At 36.8% G+C, this 21,789-nt stretch carries 20 protein-coding genes; 8 read left to right on the forward strand and 12 right to left on the reverse strand.

The annotated features are described in order from the left end of the window. Positions 1 to 162 precede the first annotated feature (162 nt). From HUS24_RS02820 to HUS24_RS02830, 3 genes are all read left to right on the forward strand, one after another. Positions 163 to 1,884 carry a glutamine--tRNA ligase/YqeY domain fusion protein gene (locus HUS24_RS02820; protein ID WP_173910524.1) on the forward strand — a complete coding sequence of 574 codons (1,722 nt, stop codon included), beginning with the start codon at positions 163 to 165 and terminating at the stop codon, positions 1,882 to 1,884. 404 nt (positions 1,885 to 2,288) lie between these two features. Continuing rightward, on the forward strand, positions 2,289 to 3,482 hold the full coding sequence (locus HUS24_RS02825) for a helix-turn-helix transcriptional regulator (protein WP_173910525.1): 1,194 nt from the start codon (positions 2,289 to 2,291) through the stop codon (positions 3,480 to 3,482). 379 nt (positions 3,483 to 3,861) lie between these two features. Next, positions 3,862 to 5,004: a LuxR C-terminal-related transcriptional regulator gene (locus HUS24_RS02830; RefSeq protein ID WP_173910526.1), complete on the forward strand. Its 1,143-nt coding sequence runs from the start codon at positions 3,862 to 3,864 to the stop codon at positions 5,002 to 5,004. Positions 5,005 to 5,064: 60 nt separating this feature from the next. Here the strand turns inward: HUS24_RS02830 and HUS24_RS02835 are convergent, their stop codons facing one another. Beyond that, positions 5,065 to 5,601: a lecithin retinol acyltransferase family protein gene (locus tag HUS24_RS02835; RefSeq protein WP_173910527.1), complete on the reverse strand. Its 537-nt coding sequence runs from the start codon at positions 5,599 to 5,601 to the stop codon at positions 5,065 to 5,067. Positions 5,602 to 5,790: 189 nt separating this feature from the next. Here HUS24_RS02835 and HUS24_RS02840 point away from each other — a divergent pair, with 189 nt between their 5' ends. Continuing rightward, positions 5,791 to 6,552 carry a phosphodiester glycosidase family protein gene (locus tag HUS24_RS02840; protein WP_173910528.1) on the forward strand — a complete coding sequence of 254 codons (762 nt, stop codon included), beginning with the start codon at positions 5,791 to 5,793 and terminating at the stop codon, positions 6,550 to 6,552. A gap of 86 nt (positions 6,553 to 6,638) precedes the next feature. Here HUS24_RS02840 and HUS24_RS02845 read toward each other — a convergent pair whose 3' ends face one another. The 7 genes from HUS24_RS02845 to HUS24_RS02875 all read right to left on the reverse strand — a co-directional run bounded on the left by HUS24_RS02845 (position 6,639) and on the right by HUS24_RS02875 (position 12,140). Beyond that, entirely contained in the window at positions 6,639 to 7,700 is a 1,062-nt protein-coding gene (locus HUS24_RS02845; RefSeq protein WP_173910529.1) for an NADH:ubiquinone reductase (Na(+)-transporting) subunit F, read from the reverse strand. A 12-nt stretch (positions 7,701 to 7,712) separates the two neighbouring features. Beyond that, the gene (locus HUS24_RS02850; protein ID WP_173910530.1) at positions 7,713 to 8,075 is read right to left on the reverse strand and encodes a phenol hydroxylase subunit P4; all 363 of its coding nucleotides are present in this window, start codon (positions 8,073 to 8,075) and stop codon (positions 7,713 to 7,715) included. 88 nt (positions 8,076 to 8,163) lie between these two features. Then, on the reverse strand, positions 8,164 to 9,714 hold the full coding sequence (locus HUS24_RS02855) for an aromatic/alkene/methane monooxygenase hydroxylase/oxygenase subunit alpha (RefSeq protein WP_173910531.1): 1,551 nt from the start codon (positions 9,712 to 9,714) through the stop codon (positions 8,164 to 8,166). A gap of 62 nt (positions 9,715 to 9,776) precedes the next feature. After that, positions 9,777 to 10,046 (reverse strand): MmoB/DmpM family protein, encoded by a 270-nt coding sequence (locus HUS24_RS02860; RefSeq protein ID WP_061524789.1) that lies wholly within the window; start codon positions 10,044 to 10,046, stop codon positions 9,777 to 9,779. A 21-nt stretch (positions 10,047 to 10,067) separates the two neighbouring features. Next, positions 10,068 to 11,057 carry an aromatic/alkene monooxygenase hydroxylase subunit beta gene (locus HUS24_RS02865; protein ID WP_173910532.1) on the reverse strand — a complete coding sequence of 330 codons (990 nt, stop codon included), beginning with the start codon at positions 11,055 to 11,057 and terminating at the stop codon, positions 10,068 to 10,070. A gap of 18 nt (positions 11,058 to 11,075) precedes the next feature. Beyond that, positions 11,076 to 11,363 (reverse strand): phenol hydroxylase subunit, encoded by a 288-nt coding sequence (locus HUS24_RS02870; protein ID WP_173910533.1) that lies wholly within the window; start codon positions 11,361 to 11,363, stop codon positions 11,076 to 11,078. 351 nt (positions 11,364 to 11,714) lie between these two features. Beyond that, a complete protein-coding gene (locus HUS24_RS02875; protein ID WP_173910534.1) occupies positions 11,715 to 12,140 on the reverse strand; it encodes a hypothetical protein in 426 nt (141 codons plus the stop codon). Between the two features lie 192 nt (positions 12,141 to 12,332). On the opposite strand from HUS24_RS02875, the gene mobR reads away from it, so the two are divergent. Next, complete coding sequence (gene mobR / locus HUS24_RS02880; RefSeq protein WP_173910535.1) at positions 12,333 to 14,003, forward strand: phenol degradation transcriptional regulator MobR; 1,671 nt, start codon at positions 12,333 to 12,335, stop codon at positions 14,001 to 14,003. A gap of 38 nt (positions 14,004 to 14,041) precedes the next feature. On the opposite strand, the gene ppk1 is transcribed toward mobR, so the two are convergent. The 3 genes from ppk1 to queG all read right to left on the reverse strand — a co-directional run bounded on the left by ppk1 (position 14,042) and on the right by queG (position 18,786). Next, positions 14,042 to 16,132 carry a polyphosphate kinase 1 gene (ppk1, locus tag HUS24_RS02885; RefSeq protein ID WP_173910536.1) on the reverse strand — a complete coding sequence of 697 codons (2,091 nt, stop codon included), beginning with the start codon at positions 16,130 to 16,132 and terminating at the stop codon, positions 14,042 to 14,044. A 265-nt stretch (positions 16,133 to 16,397) separates the two neighbouring features. Continuing rightward, positions 16,398 to 17,390 (reverse strand): biotin synthase BioB, encoded by a 993-nt coding sequence (bioB, locus tag HUS24_RS02890; protein WP_173910537.1) that lies wholly within the window; start codon positions 17,388 to 17,390, stop codon positions 16,398 to 16,400. Between the two features lie 301 nt (positions 17,391 to 17,691). Next, the gene (queG, locus tag HUS24_RS02895; RefSeq protein ID WP_173910538.1) at positions 17,692 to 18,786 is read right to left on the reverse strand and encodes a tRNA epoxyqueuosine(34) reductase QueG; all 1,095 of its coding nucleotides are present in this window, start codon (positions 18,784 to 18,786) and stop codon (positions 17,692 to 17,694) included. 20 nt (positions 18,787 to 18,806) lie between these two features. Here queG and HUS24_RS02900 point away from each other — a divergent pair, with 20 nt between their 5' ends. From HUS24_RS02900 to HUS24_RS02910, 3 genes are read left to right on the forward strand one after another with little or no spacing between them, the layout of a single operon-like run. Further along, complete coding sequence (locus tag HUS24_RS02900) at positions 18,807 to 20,309, forward strand: NAD(P)H-hydrate dehydratase (RefSeq protein ID WP_173910539.1); 1,503 nt, start codon at positions 18,807 to 18,809, stop codon at positions 20,307 to 20,309. Next, positions 20,296 to 20,568 carry an acylphosphatase gene (locus HUS24_RS02905; RefSeq protein ID WP_173910540.1) on the forward strand — a complete coding sequence of 91 codons (273 nt, stop codon included), beginning with the start codon at positions 20,296 to 20,298 and terminating at the stop codon, positions 20,566 to 20,568. Before HUS24_RS02900 ends, HUS24_RS02905 begins: the two co-directional genes overlap by 14 nt. Before the next feature lie 40 nt (positions 20,569 to 20,608). After that, positions 20,609 to 20,941, forward strand: coding sequence for a hypothetical protein (locus tag HUS24_RS02910; protein WP_173910541.1), 333 nt, complete (start codon positions 20,609 to 20,611; stop codon positions 20,939 to 20,941). 36 nt (positions 20,942 to 20,977) lie between these two features. Here the strand turns inward: HUS24_RS02910 and ruvC are convergent, their stop codons facing one another. Continuing rightward, positions 20,978 to 21,523: a crossover junction endodeoxyribonuclease RuvC gene (gene ruvC / locus HUS24_RS02915; RefSeq protein WP_173910542.1), complete on the reverse strand. Its 546-nt coding sequence runs from the start codon at positions 21,521 to 21,523 to the stop codon at positions 20,978 to 20,980. Positions 21,524 to 21,789: the final 266 nt, after the last annotated feature.

Genomic DNA, 21,789 nt, shown 5'->3' on the forward strand with positions numbered 1-21,789 from the left:
TAATCTCCTAATCATGACAAAAATGTCATGGGTTTTTGGTTGAGAGAAGCATAAGCAAACTGTAAACTACATAGCAAGCAAAAACGTGATTTTCTTTGTTAATATTTTCAGAAAAACGTTTTTATTGATCCTATTTTAACTTTTAGAAGTGATTTATCAACTATGAAGCCAAATGATGTTGTTTCAGAACTGCCGAAGACCCCGACAACCAGTACTACTCCTGTCGATGCTGTGCAGCAAGAACAACAGGCGGGCTTAGACTTTGTGCGTCAAGTTATTACTGACGATTTAGAAGCAGGACGTACACAAACTGTTGTGACTCGTTTCCCACCTGAGCCAAATGGTTACTTGCATATTGGTCATGTTAAAGCAATTTGTTTGAACTTTGGAATAGCGCAAGAGTTTGATGGTTTATGTAACCTACGTTTTGACGATACAAATCCAGATGCTGAAGAGCAAGAATATGTGGATGGTATTGCCAATGATGTAAAATGGTTAGGTTTTGAGTGGGAAGGTCAACCACGTTATGCATCTAGTTATTTTGATCAATTGCACACTTGGGCGATTCAATTGATCAAACAAGGTGATGCTTATGTGGATTTGCAAACACCTGAAGAAATTAAACTGAATCGTGGTAATTTTGTTGAACCTGGTAAAAACTCACCTTATCGTGAAACTAGTATTGAAGAAAACCTTGCGCGTTTTGAAAAAATGAACAATGGTGAGTTTGCTGAAGGTGAAGCTGTATTACGTGCTAAAATTGATATGGCATCGCCCAACGTACATATGCGTGATCCAATTTTATATCGTGTATTACATTCTGAGCATCACCAAACAGGTGATAAATGGAAAATGTATCCAATGTATGATTATGCACATCCATTGTCAGACGCAATTGAAGGCATTACCCATTCATTATGTACCTTAGAATTCCAAGATCACCGTCCATTCTACGATTGGGTTGTTGAAAAAGTTAAATCTCCTGCTGTGCCTCGCCAATACGAGTCTAGCCGTTTAAATATTGATTATACCATTACCTCTAAACGTAAATTACGTAAGTTGGTTGAAGGTGATTATGTGAATGGTTGGGATGACCCACGTATGCCTACGGTGGTGGGAATGCGTCGTCGTGGATTTACCCCTGAAGGTTTACGTGACTTCTGTAAACGGGTGGGTGTCTCTAAAACTGATGGTATTGTCGATGTGGCAATGCTTGAGTTTTGTATTCGTCAGTCGCTTGAAAATACCGCAGCACGCGGTATGGCTGTCCTGAACCCATTAAAAGTGACATTAACCAATCTGCCTGAAGATATGGATTTAAGCCACGCACGTCATCCAAATGTCGATATGGGTGATCGAGTGATTCCTTTAACATCTGAGATTTATATTGATCGTAAAGACTTTGAAGAAGTGCCACCAAAAGGCTTTAAACGTTTAATTCCTGAGGGTGAGGTACGCTTACGTCATGCCTATGTGATCAAATGTGATGAAGTAATTAAAGATGCAAATGGTGAAGTGATTGAGCTGAAATGCTCGATTGATCCTGAAACTTTAGGTAAAAACCCAGAAGGGCGTAAAGTAAAAGGCGTGATTCATTGGGTTTCTGCAAGCAAAGGTATTCCTGCGGAAGTACGTGTTTATGACCGTTTGTTTACTGAAGCTGCGCCTGATGCAGATGATGACTTTCTGAAACATTTAAATCCAGATTCTTTAAAAGTTTTACAAGCCGTGATCGAGCCAGCTTTAGCACAAGCACAACCTGAAGATCGTTTCCAATTTGAACGTGAGGGTTATTTTGTTGCAGATCAACATGATCACACAAGTGCCAAACCTGTGTTTAACCGTATTTTAGATTTAAAAGACAGTTTTAAACCTGGAAAATAATTACCATCGCAATAGCCCTATCTTCGGATGGGGCTTTTTTATATCTGTTTTAATTTTTAATAATATTATTTTAAATAAACCTTAGTTAATTTAAGGATATTTGTTTTTAAACTTGATTAAGTGGTCTATACAAATTAAACATGTAATAAATTTCCTATAATTCATACAAAACAGGCAATACAAAGCTTTTATTACATGTTTACTTAAAACCTATTACTTATCATAAATCAAATAATTTATTGAATTTTAATTTAAATTTTTAAAAGTTTATCTTAGATTTTATCAAAGATTAAAATTATAAATAAAATGCAAATGTAAAATTACTATTAAAAACGTATATATATTGTAATCACGATCTGAGTTTATTATTATGCTTGGATGAAAGCAGTAAATTATAAAATGCAATGGAATTATTCGAAAAATATTATGAGGAACTACGTGCGTTAATTTATAAAATTCCATTAACCACAGATGGATGGTTTTATTTTGCGAAAAGATTATTAACAGTATTAGATGTTTCTTATATCCATCTTCAAGCCATAGATATGACTTCTAATATTATTTCTTTTAGTAATGGTGTTGGTGTTTTATCCTCTGAAGTTTATGCAAATGCTGAATTAAAATACTTAAGATATCCTGTAGATGCAGATCCACGTTGGGCAAAATTTTTAGATCCTGAACGTCAGGGGTGGTATCAGTGTCATACTCATATAACTGATGATTTTGTAAAAAATTCTGAACTATATCAAGATATTTTACTACCAATCGGCTTAAGATATGTTGCAACAAAAGAGCTTATTTGGGATGAAAAAATGTGTATTTTTTGGAGTATTAGTACTGCAGAACAACGCCAACCTTTAAATACACAAGAAATATACTTTTTAGATCAACTATTACCTCATCTAAAAAAAATAATCATTGCACAACGTCATTTATATGAATTGTCCATAAATAATATTGTGGGTTATAATTTAATTAATCATTTAAATCAGCCTATAGTTCTCCTAAGTTTATCTGGACAAGTGGTGTACTATAATCAAAAAATGAAAGATTTTTTTGAGGCTCAAAATGTAATTCAGAATAAAAATAATCAATTTAATTTACCAGTCTTTGAGCAAAAAAAGTTTTTTAATATTTTATATAAGATTGAAGAGGCTTTTAGATATAAACATAGCGAAATTCATGCTTTTAGAAATATTATATTTCCAATCACTCTTAGTAAAAACAGTAAAGTTGAGTTTACAATCAATTTTTTAGCTTCTGAAAAAGAAAAATCTTTTTTTGGCATCCGTCCATTAGTGATGTTGACATTTCAATCATATGAAAATGAAGCCATTGAACATTTTAATAAATTTAAACACTATGCCTTGCCGCACTCTTACTTAGAAAGCCAATTCCATTTAACTAAGCGAGAATTCGAAGTATGTGAGTTGTTTGTGAATGGTAAAAATCTAGAAGAAATTGCACAAACTTTAAGTTTAAAAGTAATTTCAATCCGTACCTATATCAAAAATATTTTTGTAAAAATGCATTGTAATTCTCAAGTGGATTTAATGAAGTTGTTAATCCAAATCAGTAAAGATGCCAAAAATAAATAATATATTGATTTAACACTACCTCTCAAATGGGAACTATACATATTTTGATAAACGGTTAATAATAGTATATAGCTAAAAATGATAAGGTGATTTTATCTTCAAAAACTTTTATATATACATAAACTTAAATATAATTTTTGGTAAATTTTTATTGTTTTAAATGCGGAAAAGTCCTATTCTGCACTATGAACAGTAAATGAAATAAAGTTAACAAAAAGTATAAAATTTTAAATTAATTGAAAATTCAATATTATGTGTTGGATAAATGATTCTATTTGCTTAAATAAATCTTAAAACTATCACCATATGGTGATGTTCATCTTCTATGCCCTTACTTTAGCATATCCCTATTCATGGAAGTGTTTGGGGGAGCATGGAGATGTTAGTTGAACAAGAAAATAAAATTATTGGTATGATTTATGACGCAGCTTTAAATCCACCACTCTGGAATGAGGTTTTAGCAGAAGTTGTAAAACTAACAGGAAGTAGCACTGCTATTTTAAGTATTACCAATCAATTGTTTCCAACACAGGATATTGTATTTACACATAATATTTCTCAAGAGTGCTTGCGTGTTTACCAAGATGAACAAGTCAAAGTAATAGATATGCGTTTACATGCGCCTTATTGGGATCATAAAACATTAGGAGATACAGTTTTAAACTCATTTACATCATATGCGAATATGCCAAATACAGATCATTTCATTTTTTATGAAAAATGTGTGAAACCGACTAATATTGCACATGTTGCCGCAGTTTTATTGGAACGTAGCATGTATAGTTGGGCTGTTTTTGCTGTACATCGTGCAACAGAATTAACGGAATATTCTGAACAAGAAGCACAAATTCTGACACGATTGGGCGTGCATTTAAGTCGAGCATTAAAAATTTATCGGCAAGTAGTTTTGTTGGAAAATGAAAAAAATGATATTTATCATGTTTTAGATCAATTAAGAGTAGGTGTTATGCTTATAAATCAAGATTTAAAATTGACTTATAGTAATGCAATTGCACGTAATACCTTAGAAAAAACTGATATTTTAAAATTAGATCAAAACAACCATTTAAAAACTTTAAAGCAGTATCAAAATAATTTAAATAAACTGATCGGAAATGTATTATTTGAAGACTTTGATATTTTGAGTAAAGCTGGAGGGTGTTTAGCATTAAATAACGAAGAATCCAATGAGTCTTTGTTGCTCAGTATCCTGCCGTTCAATGCGACAAAGAACTGTAATCTCCAGAAAAAAGCGGTCATTTTTATGAGTCAGACCAATCAAAAGCAATATTTAGCGAATGATTATTTAGTACAGCGTTATAAACTTGCAAAACGTGAATTGTTATTTTGCGAATTATTTGTAAATGGGCAAAAGTTAGAACAAATTACGGAAAATATGAATATTACTTATGGAACAGCACGTATGTATATCAAAAATATTTTTGCAAAAACAGGCTGTACCTCACAGACAGAGTTAATGCAGTTATTAATGAATACATGTTTTGAATTTGAGTTTTCCTGATGTAACACGGATTGTTGATTTTGTGTATAGAAGCAAAAATTATCTTCAAACACTTTAGGACTATTTTTTAGGATGTTGCTCTCGCAAAGATAAATAAGTTGCTAAATCCATTTTTGCTCGTTCACGCAGTTTCATTTTGATATATAAAACTAAAGCAAAACAAGTGGTTGCAATGGTAATAAACAAACCATTCATATAGGTCATGATTGAACTTACATAGCCGATAGTAGTGAGTCGATGCATCATTTTAACTACTTGTGGGCTGCTTTCAATGCCTGTGATTGCCCAAGTACATAAATGTTCGCAATTATTGACAATTAAATGATAATTATTTTCGTGCATACGACTACGCATACGACGAACAATATGACGACCTTTAAATTTTGGTTGATCATATGAGCGAATAATTATTTTTCGATTTCGTGCAAATTTATCTAAGGTCGTAATTTCAATAGGTTGTTTTTTAAAGAAATGGGCAAAACCAGAGTAATGAATCACGCGACCTTTACCTGCGTAAATGCCGTGATGACTATAACCAAAGTTTTTTACAATCAGATGAGCACCGATCGGGTACCGAACGAAACGTTTTGTTTGCATATTCCCCTTGTTTCCAATAAAAGTATACAACTGTATTTTATTGAAAGATGAATCACATTATAACTAAGATACAATAAAAATGTAGTCACAAACTGAACAATTAAGTAAAGATTTATAACTCAACATTTCAATTCTACTCATTCATAATTTTTACAGGTATGATTGATCGAAATGAAAAATGGTCTAAAAATGAAAATCTTAAATAAGGCTGAACGTGGTTTATTGGGTGTTTTTGCGCTATTTGCACTTTCTACCGCAAATGTTCATGCAACAACTGAATATATTAAAATCGAAAAAAATCAGAAAATTGTTGCCGATGTAGTGCGTATTCAACAGTTGGATCAGCTTCAATTATTTTTAAATAATGCAAAGCATCAACCTTACAAGAAAATCAAAGCTGTAGCGAAAGATTTACCTCAATGTCAGTTTTTAAGCTTTGCGATGAATGCAGGAATGTATCATGCGGACTATTCTACAGTGGGCTTATACATTGAAAATACTAAACAATTTTCTAAACTTAATACGCAAACCAAAGGGTTTGGAAATTTTTTAATGCAACCGAATGGTGTTTTAGCTTGGAATAAAAAACGGGCAACGATTCAAACTACACAAAACTATGCACAGTCCAATTTTCACGCTGAATATGCCACGCAATCAGGGCCGATGCTGGTGATTGATGGCAAAATTAACAGTCTATTTTTACCCCGATCCGACTCTTTAAAAATTAGGAACGGTGTAGGTATTAAAAATAATCAACTTTATTTTGTGATTAGTCGGGAACGTATTAGCTTTTATGATTTTGCACAGATTTTTAAACAAGACTTAAAAATTGATCAGGCATTATATTTGGATGGTTCGGTGTCGAGTGCCTATATTCCACAAGCAGGGCGGAGTGACAATCGTTTTAATTTAGGTCCTATTGTTGGTTTTGTAGAGCAGAAAAATTGTTAATAAATCCATTTTAAATTATTAAGTTTGAGGAAAAAATAGCGAAGCTTCATGTGAAACTTCGCTTTAATTTTATAAAAAATAAACCCTTATATATGCTTAAATAATGCTGAACGTGATTGCCCATTTGCACCATCTGCTGCACTTAAGAAGCGTTCGGTATGAATATCTTTTTCAAATAAACGACTCTGCATCAGTGTGGAAATCGCTGCATCAATCATTGGCGGAGGACCACACAAATAGGCTTTATGCCCACTGCATTTATTTTCAAAATGATTAGCAACAGCTTCATGCACAAAACCCGTAAAGCCTGTCCAAGCATCTTCAGCTTTTGGTGCGTTCAACGCAGGAATGTAGTGAAAATTTGAATGTTCTTTGACAAGATTTTCGAAAATTTCACGGTTATACAATTCTGAAACATCACGTGCGCCTTGGAATAAATAGATATTGCGGGTTTCACCTGCTTCTAATAAATCCAAAATCATTGATTGTGGGCTGGATAAGCCAGAACCACCTGCGATGAAAATCACACCACGATCATCTGATTTACGTACAAAGAATTGTCCATAGGGCCCTGAAATATTGAGTTCATCGCCTTGTTTTAGATTTTCATGTACATAAGTGGTGGCTGCACCGCCTTCAACTTTACGAATATGCAGCTCAATGATGCCTTCTTCATTGGGCGAGTTGGCAATTGAAAATGCACGTGTACCTTCAATATTCGGCAGTTGAATATTTACATATTGACCCGCCTGAAATTGCATCGGACGATCAATCTGTAAACGAACACCTTTAATCGTTGGTGAAAGGTCTTTAATTTCAATTACTTTTGCTTGGTAGTCTTCGACCAAATAGCCTAAGAAATCCTCATCTTCATCGACATCCGCTTCAATGACCATGTCAGATTCTGGTTTGCAGCAACAGGCTAAAACTTTATTTTCCTCACGCTCAATGTCCATGAGTGCAAAAGGAGAGGCTTCACCGACATCGTAAAAACCATCAGTTACTTGCACTTTACACGTGCCACAGGTGCCATGTCCACAAGCGAAAGGCAACCAAACCCCTTGACGCAAAGCGGCATCAAGGATGGTTTGATCTTCTTCAACTTCAATCGTCGTACCGATTGGTTCAATGGTAACTTGATAACTCATTGATGTACTCCCTTAAACATGACTGCCTTTGTAACCCGTTAGATTTGGCGTCACAAAGCGTAAAAGAGATTTATGATCGAAGCCTTGTTCCGCCAATGTCTTAGAAAAATCGGCATGAAGTGCTTCACGATTCAAGGTAAATTGTACAGTTGACCAATCAATGTCGCTAAATTCAGGATGTTGGCTGAATCCACCTGTGATTTGTTGATCAATCAATTCTTGTAAAGTTTGCTGTGGTGACACCACAAAAGCATGTGCTGAACAAAAAAGGGTGTGATGATCCCAACCAATAAATAACAGCATGTTATCGCCATAATTTTTTTGTTGATCAAGAGCTTCAAATTGATAATTGTCTTGGATTGCTTGTACTGGCATGAGAATACTCCTAAATTCCTTGAGAAAAGTCATGCTGTGTATTCACTTTTGAATGGTTCACACAGCAATCAACTTCATCTTTTATTCCTTACGATGCTGATGCACCTTTCCATTTTTTCCAGCGTTCTTGGTCTGGTGAACCTTCAATATCTAAATTGTCTGCACCGACATTAAAGTTGTAATAGTCACGTAAAATTGTTTCTAAATCTGGACCACCACAGTTACCTTGTAGGATTTGGTTCACTGGTAACCATGCTTGGATGTATTTCTCTGGTTCACGCTCGAAAATGTCATGACAACCATCTGAACAGGTATGATAACGCTCGCCTTTATAAATGCTGTCACGGTAACTAAACATGGTTTGGTCGCCATCCATTTCGGTAAAGGTCATTGGAATCTGGCAGATTTGACAGAGTTGCGGTAAGCCGTTGCTATAAAAACGTTTGCCTTCAGCTTCTAATTTACGTGCCAATTCCCATTTTGGACGATAGTATTTATCGAAAGTATCAGGGTATTTTGCAGATAACCAATCCATTTCTTCATCGGTTGGAATCCAAGTGTGGAAACCTGCTGCATGACCGAAGTTATAGAAAATCCACCATGCTTGATGGGAAACGTGTTCTTTCTCTTTTTCGATCACTTCTGAGTATTTCGGCATACGGATACCATAACGGCTCAAGTCTTTGAACAATGCACCGCCAGCTTCTTCAAAATAAGTTTCCCATGCTTCTTTCCACGACATGACTTTATTTGGAAGCATGTAATCCATCATCATGCCAACGATTGAGAGTAGGCGAGTACCACGCCAGAACCATTTATCAATCCATTCTTGAACGATTGGTACGTTGTCTTCATGTTGTTCAAGTAAGAATTTGACTATTTCCAAACCAAGTGTCATATGACGTGCTTCATCAGACTGTGCTGAGAAACCAAAAGTCACGGTTGCCATGTCGCCGTTGTAAGCCGCTCCCGACATGAAAGGAACGAACAATAAGTTAGTGAGTACATACTCAAATGCAAAACTGATCGCCAATAAAAACTCGAATGGACCTGCCGAACGTGCATCTTCAAAGAATGATTTAGGTACAGACAAATACCACACACGATCATGCATGTGCGACCAGTCTTGGAAACCATCAAAGAATTTGTTGTAGTGGCTCATCGCATGAATTTGAGTTTGCACATGACGCAATTCATCAATTGATTGCATTTGTGATGCGATACGTGCACCGATGCCACTAAACTGACGACCAACATGGGCATAGCCTTGATATGCTTGATATTCCAGTGGTGTAACTGCGGTTAAAAACAGTTTGATTGCATTTAAATAACGTTCATTGGAAACATTCATTTGCCCATTATTTTGCGCAAAAGCATCGAAAATGGCATAAAGTTTTTTCTCTTTCTCAGCCTGATATTTCCAATATGAATCCATAGTCAAACGGAATGGATCTTCCCATTTTGACCAGTCGGTGATTTTAATCCCTTCAAATTCTTCATAAGGAAAAGCATCTTTACGATCTGCATAGGAAAAGTCCCAATCCAAATCACGAGTTAGCATGCGATAACGGTCTTTGGCATTGAGCTTTTTGGTTGCAGTTTTACTTGCTGTTTTTGTATTTTTAACGTCAGTATTCATTTTGATCATCCTGTTCAATCATTGAAATGCTTTGTTTTAAAACTATTTTGTTTTAAGGTTATTTAGTTCCATTTCAGGGTAAAGGTGTCATCGTCTTCGTCAACGTTGCCACCGAGTGTGATCATATTCAGTTGTAACTCTTGAATATCCCAATCTTGTCCGAGTTTTTCAGACACCGTTTCTGCACGAATGATTAAACCTGTTTCACTTTCCACACGGATCATGGCAGGTAAATATTGAATCGTGGCATCAGGATTATCTTGTTCAATCGCTTCGATGATGTAGCGAGAGGTATCATTGTCTTGTAGTGCTAAATAAACTTTTGAAGTCATGGTGCAATTCCTTATGCAATATTAAATGTCAGCTAAACCCGCTTTTTTACAACGTTCTGTGATCAGCGTAACTGCTTGTTCAATGTCGTCATTTTCTAAAGCAAGCGTTGCCCATGCGCTAAATGCTGCTTGAACTTGGGGGAGTAGTTCTGCGATCCAGCCTTGGATTAGGGTTTTATTTTCCTCAGATTCAGCAATGGCAAGTTTGAATACAGGATCAGACCATTTGCGTAAATCAGTTAAGCAGTCCTGCATAAACTCAGTCAGCATTGCCACATCACGTGCGCCATTTTCCACTAGGTATTGATCAAACTGTCCATAGACCAGACTTTGCATACAGCTATCAATGAGTAGATTTTGTAGTAGATACAGTTTGAACCAATCTTGCTCAGTTAGACTCTGTTCGCAGAGTTTACGCAGTGGTTGCCAAGCGGCGTCATTCATCCAGGCATCTTTGGCTTGCTGTAAGGATTCACCCGTATTGCCATCAAGTGCCAAGCCAATACGTGAAATGTACTGTGCCATGCCTAAACGATCCATTGCTGCAAAAATACAGGCTTGAGTAATCACTGTGCCATAACCATAGGCACTGCCTGACATCATGTGCAGGTTGGCTGTTTGCTCCACATAACGAAATGGCAGTAAGCAAGCGATGATTTTTTGCTTTATCTCGTCGCTAATATTTTCAGCCAAGAAACGCTTTTCAAAGAAGGCATAATTGCTTTCAGCGACATCTTGTAAACGCGCACGATGTTGCACATAAGCGCCGTAGTAGAACTGACGTGGATCTTTAAATACATACCAATCTTGCATTTGTAGCGCAGTATGGGTTTTGTCGTTCAACGTTTTATCAGGCTTCCATAACGGGCGATAATGGAAATTTGTGGTTGCTTGTACATCAAAACTTACTTCTTGATAGCGAGTTGCTGGCTTGTTGCCAAAACGGCGTTCAATGTACGCATAAGTTTGGCGAATTGGCGCTAGGTTTGATGTTTTAATTTCTAAAGTCATCTTGATCTCCGTATAGACTTAAGCGTGATCGTCTTGATCTGCATTGGTTTGGGCTGGGTTGAGGACAGTCGGTTCGACGCCATAACGCCATTTATCTTCCTGTGCGTCATTCCATGCTTGCTGTTTTTCCGTCATTTCAACGACTTGGTTAATTTCACAAAAATGCTGAAAAGCATCTTGGGGTAAAACCAATTCTACAAATAAGGTTGGATCTTGAATTGCAAAATCAAATTCAACAAATTTGGCATGACGATCACCAGTAATACGAATGTATTTGGTGAGTGGGTCTTGTTGTGTCTGATGCATAGCGATCATCCTTCTATCTCTGCACTAACATTTGGTCAGTGACGCAACCTTGCGTTTGTAATGTATATTCCAAGAACTGTGCCAACTTTTATAATTTTATATTTTTCAAATAGTTATTATTTTTTAATAAAAACTTGAGTGAATTAATCAGATTAATTTCATGATTTGATGAATAGATGTTTAGAGGATTTTCATGATTTGATGAATTAAAAATGACAACGTTGAAAATAAAGAAATTTAGATTTTAGCAATCATTAGATAGGCTGTAATTTTGAAAATAATGACAGCATTTATTTGTATTGAGAGATATGAATTTTTTTAAGTTAAAATATTTAGAGTTGATTCATCTACTTAGGAAATAAAAGTCAAATATGCCTGTTGAAGCGCTTGCGCATCTGCTAGAGCATGATGCGGTTGGGTTGATAAAATAGCAGTCGAGCGTTGATCTAACCATAATTGCATAGTAAGCGGTGGTGTGACCATACAACGACCTGCTGCTAAAATTAGACTGCGGTTGAATAACGCCAAATCTTCTGGCCAATCCGCAATAATATGAATATGCTCATATTTTAATAAAAAATCATGTAGAGTACTTTGAAATTGATCCAGTGAAATCGCTGTTTTATTTGTCATGGGCAAAACATGTTGTTTCACCCAAGCAATGGGCTCAGCACAGTTTAAAACCTCATAAAAATATTGCCCTTGCTCATCGACCAATGCCATCGAAATCAGTTCACCACCAAAGCCATTAAATTCACAATTTAAAAATAAATGCATGATGATTCTCCTTGAGTTTTCTGTATTAAATATCAAAAATAGACAAGATAAAATCGTATATTGATAGATGGAAGTATAAAAGCATGTGATCATACTCAAAAGGTATGCTGTTATGCTTTTAAGTGCATATTTATTCTGTTCGTGAATTAGGTATGATCATAGGTGGACATTAGCCAAGGATGGAAATGAGCCATGCCTCAAGCCAAAGATGCAAAGCTGTATAAACACTATTTTGAGCATAATAAAGATATTCAAGACCTGCTCGATAAAATCCATTTTGATACTGAGAATGGTCAAATTTGGTTTGATGAAAATCGCATGTTGTTAATGCATACCAACATGATGGGCTATCTACGCAAAGATTTATATGAAATGTTGGGGTGGGAACGCACCAAACGCTTTTTTATACGCTGTGGCTATCAGGCTGGTATGCGTGATGCACAAGTCACTTCAAAATTACGCCCAAATTTAAATGAAATAGATGCATTTATGGCAGGGCCGCAAATGCATGGAATTCGTGGCATGGTACATGTTGAAGTGAATGATTTGCATATTAGCCATGATTTAAAAAAATTTTATGCAGACTTTAACTGGAGAAATTCTTTTGAAGCTGAAGTGCATCTGAACGAGTTTGGAGTAGCAGAAGAACCATCGTGTTGGATGTTATTGGGTTATGCGTGTGGTTATACCAGTTTTGTTATGGGACAAACGATTATTTACCAAGAAACGCATTGTGTGGCACAAGGTGATGCATGTTGCCGCATTGTAGGTAAACCTTTAGGGGAATGGGAAAATGCCGATGAACTGATTCAATTCATGTCACCCGATCCTGTTTCGGATGAAATTATTGCCTTACAAGCTGAACTCAACGCACTCAAACAAAATATTTATACTGATGCTGAGTCAGATTACACCATGTTTAAAGCCGTAGGAGAGTCGGCAGCGTATCGTAAGGTCTGTGATTTACTGAAAAAAGCCGCAGGCAGCAAGGTCGCCATTTTACTTCAAGGTGAAACTGGTGTGGGGAAAGAAGCCTTTGCACGCGGCGTGCATGAAGGTAGCCAAAGGCGACATCAACCTTTTGTTGCAGTGAACTGTGCCTGTATTCCACCTGATTTGATTGAAGCTGAATTATTTGGCGTAGAGAAAGGTGCTTTTACAGGTGCATCACAAACCCGAATTGGTAAATTTGAACGTGCGCATGGCGGTACAATTTTTCTGGATGAAGTGATTGAGCTATCACCAAGAGCGCAAGCAGCCCTGCTGAGAATGTTACAAGAAGGTGAGTTTGAACGTGTAGGCGACCAACAAACCCGTAAAGTTGATGTGCGTATTGTTGCTGCAACCAACGAAGATTTGGAACAGGCGGTGAAAGATGGACGTTTTCGGGCAGATTTGTATTATCGTCTTAATATTTTTCCTGTCCGTATTCCTGCATTGCGTGAGCGTCGTGAAGATATTCCCTTATTAATTGAATACTTTATTCAACGCTTTGAGAGTTTATATAGCAAAACTTTAAAAGGGTTGTCAGATAAAGCGTATAGTTTTGTGATGAAATATGATTGGCCGGGTAATATTCGTGAGTTGGAAAATTTATTGGAAAGGGCGACATTACTGACTGATCATCAACAAGAAATTAAATTAAGTAGTTTATTTCCACAATTAAATGAATCTGCACTTGAGCAAGCGCCTGCAAAAAACTCTTTGGATGATTTATTGGCAGATGGTTTTTCTTTGGATCTATATGAACAAGAAATTATCTTAACTGCCATGAATAAGTGTAATCAAAATGTGTCTGAAGCAGCACGAATTTTAGGCATTAGTCGAGCAACGCTGGATTATCGTTTAAAGAAAATGGCTTGAGTTGATTCAAGCCATTTTCTTACTTTAAAAAGTAGTGATTAAGCGATCGTTTTAATCACGCGTTGATCCATTAAATATTGTTGTGCAATAAATGCTGTTTCGGCACTTTCAGGGCTTAAGGCTGTCCATTGTGCATCAGCATCGAGTTCCCAAGCACGCACATTGTCTTTTAAATAGTTGAGTAAACCATCTTCAATGATTTGTTTACGCAGTTTTTTATCTTCAATCGGGAAACAAGTTTCGACACGAGAAAATAAATTACGTCCCATCCAGTCAGCACTACCACAATATAATTTTGTATCGCCATTATTATGGAAATAGTAGACACGAGTATGTTCAAGGAAGCGACCAACGATAGAACGTACGATAATATTTTCTGATAAGCCTTTAACTTGTGGACGTAAACAGCAAATTGAACGAATAATTAAATCGACTTGTACACCAGCTTGTGAGGCTTTATACAGTGCTGAAATTAACTTGGGCTCCGTTAAGGCATTGACTTTAATAATAATACGTGCAGCTAAACCTGCTTGTGCGTGTTGTATTTCTTGTTCAATCAGATTTAGAAGCTGTGCATGTAAAGTAAATGGTGCATGGAACAGTTTTTGCGATTTTGCCATACGTCCCATGCCTGTGAGTTCTTGGAAGATTTTATGTACATCTTCACAAATATCGGCATCAGTGGTCATTAAACCATAGTCGGTGTACATTTTGGCATTACCTGCATGGTAATTACCTGTACCTAAGTGTACATAACGTTTGAGTTTATCCGCTTCACGGCGTACCACCAAAATCATTTTGGCATGGGTTTTATAGCCAACAATTCCATATACCACCACCGCACCAGCTTCTTGTAAAATATTGGCAACAGTAATATTGGACTCTTCATCAAAACGTGCACGTAACTCGATGATTGCTGTAACTTCTTTGCCGTTACGCGCTGCTTCAGCCAATACTTGTACGATTTCAGAGTCAGGACCACTGCGATATAACGTCTGTTTGATTGCAAGTACATGTGGATCTTTGGCTGCTTCTTTGAGTAAGTTAATCACAGGCGCAAAAGAGTCAAATGGGTGATGCAACAACACATCACGTTTGCTTAATACTTCAAAAATTTGTGCTGTACCACGCAACGCTTTTGGAATGACCGCTTGATACGGTTTAAAACGTAACTCTGGAATATCAAAGTTGGTCACCAAACGTGCCAAATTCACAGGCCCATCAACCTTATATAAATACATTGGGTCAAGGTCAAATTGTTCAAGCAAGTAACTACTAATGTCATTTGGACAATTTTTCGTGACTTCCAAACGCACTGCACGTCCAAAACGACGAGAAGAAAGCTCATCTTTTAAAGCGACTGCCAAATCATCGACATCTTCAGCCAAAGTCAAATCGGCATTGCGCGTGACACGGAATTGATAACATTGCGTTGCCACCATGCCTGGAAATAAGTCATTAATATGTTGCTGAATAATCGCCGACAATAAAATGTAATGTTCCTCACCGCCAGTCAGTTCTGATGGGAGCTTAACCAAACGAGGCAACGAACGGGGCGCAGGTACAATGGCAAGCTCGATATTTCGACCAAAAGCATCTTTACCTTCTAGTGGAACAATAAAATTGAGACTTTTATTGACCAGTCTTGGAAATGGATGCGCAGGATCAAGACTGATCGGAGTCACCACTGGTTGTACTTGTTTAAAGAAGTAGTCCTTAATCCATGCTTTATGCTTTTCTAAAATATCTGCAAACTGGATATAACGAACGCCATAAGTTTGGAGTTGTGGCAATAAATCATAATTTAAAATTTTGTATTGTTCTTCTAATGCTTGATGTGCAATCTCTGAAATTTGTTGAATAATCACTTCATTGGGAATACCGTCAGGTGAAGTGGTAATGCTATTCATATCCAGTTGTTTAATTAGACCAGCCACTCGAATCTCAAAAAACTCATCAAGATTTCGAGAAAAAATGATTAAGAAATTCAAACGTTCTAGCAAAGGATGATTTTCATCTTTTGCTTGGGCTAAAACACGTTTATGAAACTCTAAAAGTGAAATTTCACGATTAATATAAGTATCTGAACTATGTTGAAAATCTTCTAAATTGGGCATGATCTGCGTCATTTTTAAGTGTCTGAATTACCTTGCATGGCATACTATGATTTATATATGACAATTATGTTACATTGTTAAAATTTAAAAAATATTTTAATTCAAGAAGTAACCATATTGCACAAGGAAAAATCTTGGGTGAGAGAAGTATTCTGTTTTAGGTACGTTAAATATTGCTTTGAAAACAACTTAATACTAAATCACAAGATACGAGATCACAAGGCAACATCCAGGTTGCCTTTTAGATCATCATAAAATATTACTTTATATTCAGCGTTTAAACTGCCATAGCATCAATAGAGAGTTCAGCAGCGGTAGGTTTAGCTTTTTCAGCTCTTAAACCTAGCTTATCAAACAATTGTCTGTCTTTGCCTTCGCCAGCATTTGGTGTAGTCAGTAATTTCTCACCACTAAACAATGAGTTTGCACCTGCCATAAAGGCTAAGGCTTGATCTGAATCACTGAGTGCTTCACGTCCTGCTGATAGGCGGATATAACTTTGTGGCATGATGATACGTGCAACCGCAATGGTACGAATCCATTCTGTAACATCTAATTTTTCTACATCTGCTAAAGGCGTCCCATCAATCGGTACTAACATATTGATTGGCACAGATTCAGGATGAGTCGGTAAAGTTGCAAGTTCTAGTAATAATCCAATTCGATCATTACGATTTTCACCTAAACCCACGATGCCGCCACTACAAACTTTCATACCAGCATTACGTACATGGTCTAAAGTATTCAAACGATCATCGAAAGTGCGTGTACTGATGATATGAGAATAATATTCACGTGAGGTATCTAGGTTGTGGTTATAATAATCTAGTCCTGCTTCATGTAAACGTTCAGCTTGCGATTGATTAAGCATGCCTAAAGTCATACAGGTTTCAAGCCCAAGCGCTTTAACTTCACGCACCATTTCTAAGACATAAGGCATATCACGCTCATGCGGATTGCGCCAAGCACCCCCCATACAAAAACGTGAAGAACCTGAAGCGAGTGCTTCTTTGGCTTCACTAATGACTTTATCGACTGCGATACGTTTTTCTGCTTCAAGTTTAGAATCATAATGCGCAGATTGAGAACAATATTTACAATCTTCAGGACATTTACCTGTTTTGATCGAAAGCAAAGTACTGACTTGAATGGTGTTTGCCTCAAAGTGACTACGGTGAATTTGTTGTGCTTTAAACACCAAATCTAAAAAAGGCTGTTCATATAAGGCTTGGATTTCTTCACGTGTCCAATCATTTCTTACTAAAGGCATAGGTCAAATCCCTGATATATTGCTATCTTTATTTATCATACACAAAGCATGCCAAAGCCAAAGGGCAAAAATGTCCAATTGCTTATTGGTATATTGACTCAAGATTAGCATATAAATTAAAAATAAAAATAGTGATTTACTCACAAAGTTTGCCGATTTTCCTGTTATTTCGCTGCATAAATGTATTTGTGCTACGGGCTAATTTCTGGGTATTTGTCACTAAAAAAATGAAATTTGCGTGAGTTTGCTCACAACGTGCTTAGATGAAAATGTTGTGAAAAAATTAAAACACAATAAAAAATTATTTTGATTTGCTATGTTGTTCTGCAATTGCCCAATCAATATGGATTTGCACAATCTCATCATGACTGGCACGTTTTTGTTGCAGTGCTCGTAAAATTTCAGCAGAAAAGGGTGCATTTCCCAAGCCAATGGCAATATTTCGCATAAAACTTTGGTAGCCTGTACGTCGAATTGGGCTACCTTCAGTGCAACTTAAAAATGTTGCTTCATCCCAGTGCCATAAATCTAAAAGTGTTACATGGTCTAAACCATGACGAGGATAAAAATCTTCGACTTCAGTTTTTTGAGCAAAGCTATTCCACGGGCAAATTAACTGACAATCATCGCAGCCAAAAACACGGTTTCCGATGCCACGTCTTAACTCTTCAGGAATCACACCTTTATACTCAATCGTCAGGTAGGCGATACATTTACGTGCATCCAACATGTATGGCTCAACAATGGCTTGGGTTGGACATATATCTATACAGGCTGTACATGAACCACAATGTTTCGTCGTGGGTTGATCAAAAGGTAAATCTAAAGACGTAAATAATTCACCCAAAACAAAAAATGAGCCTGATTTTTTATGAATTAACAGTGTATGTTTGCCTGTCCAGCCCATTCCTGCACTTTCAGCCAAAGATTTTTCAAATATGGGCGCAGAGTCGGCAAAAGGACGAGATTCAAAATCGCCTACTTTTTCTTTTATTCGATTGGCTAAGGTTTTCAAGCGCCCACGCATGACTTTATGATAATCCCGTCCACGCGCATAACGGGCAATGATGGCTGAATTGGGTTGATCTGGTACATAGCGAGCTTTGGGTGTTTCCACCAAATAATTCATACGCACACAAATAATGCTTTTGGTGTTTGGTACTAATAAAGTTGGATCAGCACGTTTTTCTAAATTTTCCTCTAAAAATTTCATATCCCCATGATAACCCCGTTTTAAATATTCTTTAAAACGTGTTAATTCTGCTTGAGCATCTGGTTGAGCAATGACACAATCAGCAAAGCCAAGTTGCAAAGCTTGCTCCTTAATCCACGCTTTAAGTTGTTCAGGATCAATCTGTTGTAGAGCAATGTGTGTTGCTGATGAAGAAGCCGACATAGAAAATATGGGAAAGAATAATGCATTCGCAAGTTTATCATAGTCATGAGATTCAAGCATGGGAAGGGCGTTGGTTTCGTCAACAAAATAGCTCTTTTGGACTGATGCAACAAGTTGCTTGGTTAATTGCACAGCGCCTAGATGATGTATTTTCTACTCAGCAAAATATTCAGTCCATTGCAATCTGGTGTGGTTCGGGCAATAACGCTGGTGATGGTTATTGTTTGGCAAAATATTTACAAGATCTAGGTTATCAAGTCACTGTTTTTGCAGCAGAACGTGGGCAGTCAGCAGATTTAGAAAAAGCATGGCAACTTGCACAAACACATCATGTGAATATTCAAGCTCATTTTAAGATTGAAAATAGCTTTGATTGTCATATTGATGCACTTTTTGGAATTGGTTTAAACCGTGATTTGGATGAAGCTTGGCAAGATATTATTCAGCTCTTTAATGCACAAGTGGGTTTCAAAGTTGCGATCGATGTGCCGAGTGGTTTAAATGTCAATACAGGTCAGCCTTTACCAACTGCGATTAAAGTTGACCGAACTTATACTGTACTAGGGCTTAAAGCAGGCTTATTTACAGGTCAAGGTAAAGAGTTTTCTGGAAAAGTCGAGTTAATTTCTGCGATACCCAGCGATGATCAATTAAAAAAACTCGCTGATTTATCGCCTACAACAGTCACTTTAGCACAGCGCCAAGCTTTTGGTCACAAGGGCAGTTATGGGCATATCCTAATCATTGGTGGACATGCCGAAATGGGTGGGGCAGTGATGATGGCTGCTGAAGCGGCATTTAGTGCTGGGGCTGGTAAAGTAACTATTGTTTGTGATGCCAAGCATCATACAGCGATTTTAGCAAGATCACCGAATATTATGCTGCGCGATATCAATGCCTTAAATGATATTGAAATACAAAATCTGCTTCAGCATGTAGATGCTGTAAGTTTCGGTATGGGATTAGGTCGGGATGACTGGGCAGAACAACAGTTTTTTAAATGGTTCCCTAAAATACATCAATCACAACATTTACAGACCGTGCTTGATGCGGACGCTTTATGGTTTTTAGCCAAGCATCCTATACAGCTTAATGCGCACACTTATTTAACGCCACATTCTGGCGAGGCAGCAAAACTGTTGAATTGTCATGTAAATGAAATTGAAGCCGATCGTGTGGTTGCGATTCAAAAACTGCAACAAAAATATGCAGGGCAATGGGTATTAAAAGGTGCTGGGAGTTTAATTTTAGAGGAACAACTTTGGATCTGTACTGCAGGAAATGCAGGTATGGGTACAGGTGGGATGGGCGATGTACTCGCAGGGATGATCGCAAGTTTAAAAGCACAATTTAAAGAGAAAATTCACTTACATCAGATCGTAACGCTGCATGCTTTAGCAGGTGATTATTTAGCAAAAAAAGGGCAACGTGGATTACAAGCGCAGCATATGCGAGAAGCTGTATATTATGTTGTAAATCATCATGATGATAAAAATAAGGTAAAATCAAATGAAAGCCGTTAAATTGATTATTCAAGGTAAAGTACAGGATGTGGGATATCGCCGTTGGTTTGAGAAAGAGGCAAATATTTTAAATTTAAAGGGCTATGTGATGAATTTGCCTTCAGGTGAAGTTGAAGCAGTAGTGCTTGGCAATGAACAAGATATTTTAGAAATCATTCGTCATAGTTATGTGGGGCCTTTGCGTTCACAAGTGAGCAGTATTGAGCAAATCGCATTACCTGATCTACCGAATTATCATGAATTTACCATGATTCGATGAAAATATTTTTAACATTCTCACAAAATAGGCGCTAGAATAAATGGAAAAGTATTTAATCGTTGCAATTGTAGTCGTGGCATGTATTTTGTTGGTCATTTATACGCAAATTGATCATTCAAAATCCTCAAAGAAACTCAGTTTAAAAGAGAAAATTCAACAAGAATTTCCACAATATAAAGTGATTGAGCGCAATGAAAATATTGTCATCTGTAAGCCAATAGCAGGTTCTCGTATTGATGAGGAATTGGCTTTAATCCGCATAGATCCAAACCAAAACAAAAACTTAAGAACAGTAGGCAAAATGTTGATAGCAACCTATAGCAAACCACCGTCTCTTCGTGAAATTCGCAAAGATGTTGCAGGTTATGTTTAATTTTTTAGCGTTGAATTTTTTAGAAATAATAAGCTATTAGCGTCTTCGTCCACTATATCGACTACGTCCTCGTGCCATACCACCTAGGGCATTGAGAACTGCAAGTTTGCTCATACTGCCTGAAGCATGGGCATGACAAATTGCAGCCGCAAGGGCATCGGCAGCATCCGCTTGTGGTTGTATAGACAAATTTAATAGCTTCATCACCATCATTTGGACTTGTTCTTTGTCGGCTGCGCCATAACCTACAACAGACTGTTTAATTTGACGGGCTGTGTATTCTGCAACTTGTAAATCTAAGTTGACTAAGGCTGCAATCGCTGCACCTCTGGCTTGTCCAAGTTTTAATGCTGAATCAGGATTTTGAGCCATAAATACTTGTTCTACAGCAGCTTCAGTTGGGCCATGAAACTTAACAATACGGTCTATGCCCGCAAAAATTCGCTTTAAACGTTCAGGCATTTCAGTGGTTTCTGTACGAATTGTTCCTGCATCTATAAAGCTTAGTTTTTGCCCATTTTTTTCAATAATGCCATAACCAGTCAATCTTGAACCAGGATCAATACCGATAATCAGTGACATATGCTTACTTAAGATATATAAAATTAAGTTAATTATATGATTTTTTGAAAATAATTTCTGTATATTTTTAAAGCTTAAATTTCAAACGTATTCATAAGGCATGATATAGCAATGTACTGTATCTCAGCTAAATATATATTTATCAAAAAATAACAAGTGAACAATGATGCCTTAGTTAGACTGTTCTAAAAGGTCAAATTTAAAAATCGTAATTTTCTAGATATGGGATATATTGCAAATAGATGTAATGGTTGAAAATACAGCAT

This window comes from Acinetobacter sp. Marseille-Q1618, from assembly GCF_902809855.1.
Lineage (GTDB): Bacteria > Pseudomonadota > Gammaproteobacteria > Pseudomonadales > Moraxellaceae > Acinetobacter.

Coding starts and splice junctions, on each gene's coding strand:
- HUS24_RS02855 (WP_173910531.1), bottom strand. CDS start 9,714: ATGAATACTGACGTTAAAAATACAAAAACAGCAAGTAAAACTGCAACC.
- HUS24_RS02830 (WP_173910526.1), top strand. CDS start 3,862: ATGTTAGTTGAACAAGAAAATAAAATTATTGGTATGATTTATGACGCA.
- HUS24_RS02840 (WP_173910528.1), top strand. CDS start 5,791: ATGAAAATCTTAAATAAGGCTGAACGTGGTTTATTGGGTGTTTTTGCG.
- HUS24_RS02900 (WP_173910539.1), top strand. CDS start 18,807: ATGCATTCGCAAGTTTATCATAGTCATGAGATTCAAGCATGGGAAGGG.
- mobR (WP_173910535.1), top strand. CDS start 12,333: ATGCCTCAAGCCAAAGATGCAAAGCTGTATAAACACTATTTTGAGCAT.
- bioB (WP_173910537.1), bottom strand. CDS start 17,390: ATGCCTTTAGTAAGAAATGATTGGACACGTGAAGAAATCCAAGCCTTA.
- HUS24_RS02835 (WP_173910527.1), bottom strand. CDS start 5,601: ATGCAAACAAAACGTTTCGTTCGGTACCCGATCGGTGCTCATCTGATT.
- HUS24_RS02820 (WP_173910524.1), top strand. CDS start 163: ATGAAGCCAAATGATGTTGTTTCAGAACTGCCGAAGACCCCGACAACC.
- ppk1 (WP_173910536.1), bottom strand. CDS start 16,132: ATGACGCAGATCATGCCCAATTTAGAAGATTTTCAACATAGTTCAGAT.
- HUS24_RS02910 (WP_173910541.1), top strand. CDS start 20,609: ATGGAAAAGTATTTAATCGTTGCAATTGTAGTCGTGGCATGTATTTTG.
- HUS24_RS02850 (WP_173910530.1), bottom strand. CDS start 8,075: ATGCCAGTACAAGCAATCCAAGACAATTATCAATTTGAAGCTCTTGAT.
- HUS24_RS02905 (WP_173910540.1), top strand. CDS start 20,296: ATGAAAGCCGTTAAATTGATTATTCAAGGTAAAGTACAGGATGTGGGA.
- ruvC (WP_173910542.1), bottom strand. CDS start 21,523: ATGTCACTGATTATCGGTATTGATCCTGGTTCAAGATTGACTGGTTAT.
- HUS24_RS02845 (WP_173910529.1), bottom strand. CDS start 7,700: ATGAGTTATCAAGTTACCATTGAACCAATCGGTACGACGATTGAAGTT.
- HUS24_RS02860 (WP_061524789.1), bottom strand. CDS start 10,046: ATGACTTCAAAAGTTTATTTAGCACTACAAGACAATGATACCTCTCGC.
- queG (WP_173910538.1), bottom strand. CDS start 18,786: ATGTCGGCTTCTTCATCAGCAACACACATTGCTCTACAACAGATTGAT.
- HUS24_RS02825 (WP_173910525.1), top strand. CDS start 2,289: ATGGAATTATTCGAAAAATATTATGAGGAACTACGTGCGTTAATTTAT.
- HUS24_RS02870 (WP_173910533.1), bottom strand. CDS start 11,363: ATGCATCAGACACAACAAGACCCACTCACCAAATACATTCGTATTACT.
- HUS24_RS02875 (WP_173910534.1), bottom strand. CDS start 12,140: ATGCATTTATTTTTAAATTGTGAATTTAATGGCTTTGGTGGTGAACTG.
- HUS24_RS02865 (WP_173910532.1), bottom strand. CDS start 11,057: ATGACTTTAGAAATTAAAACATCAAACCTAGCGCCAATTCGCCAAACT.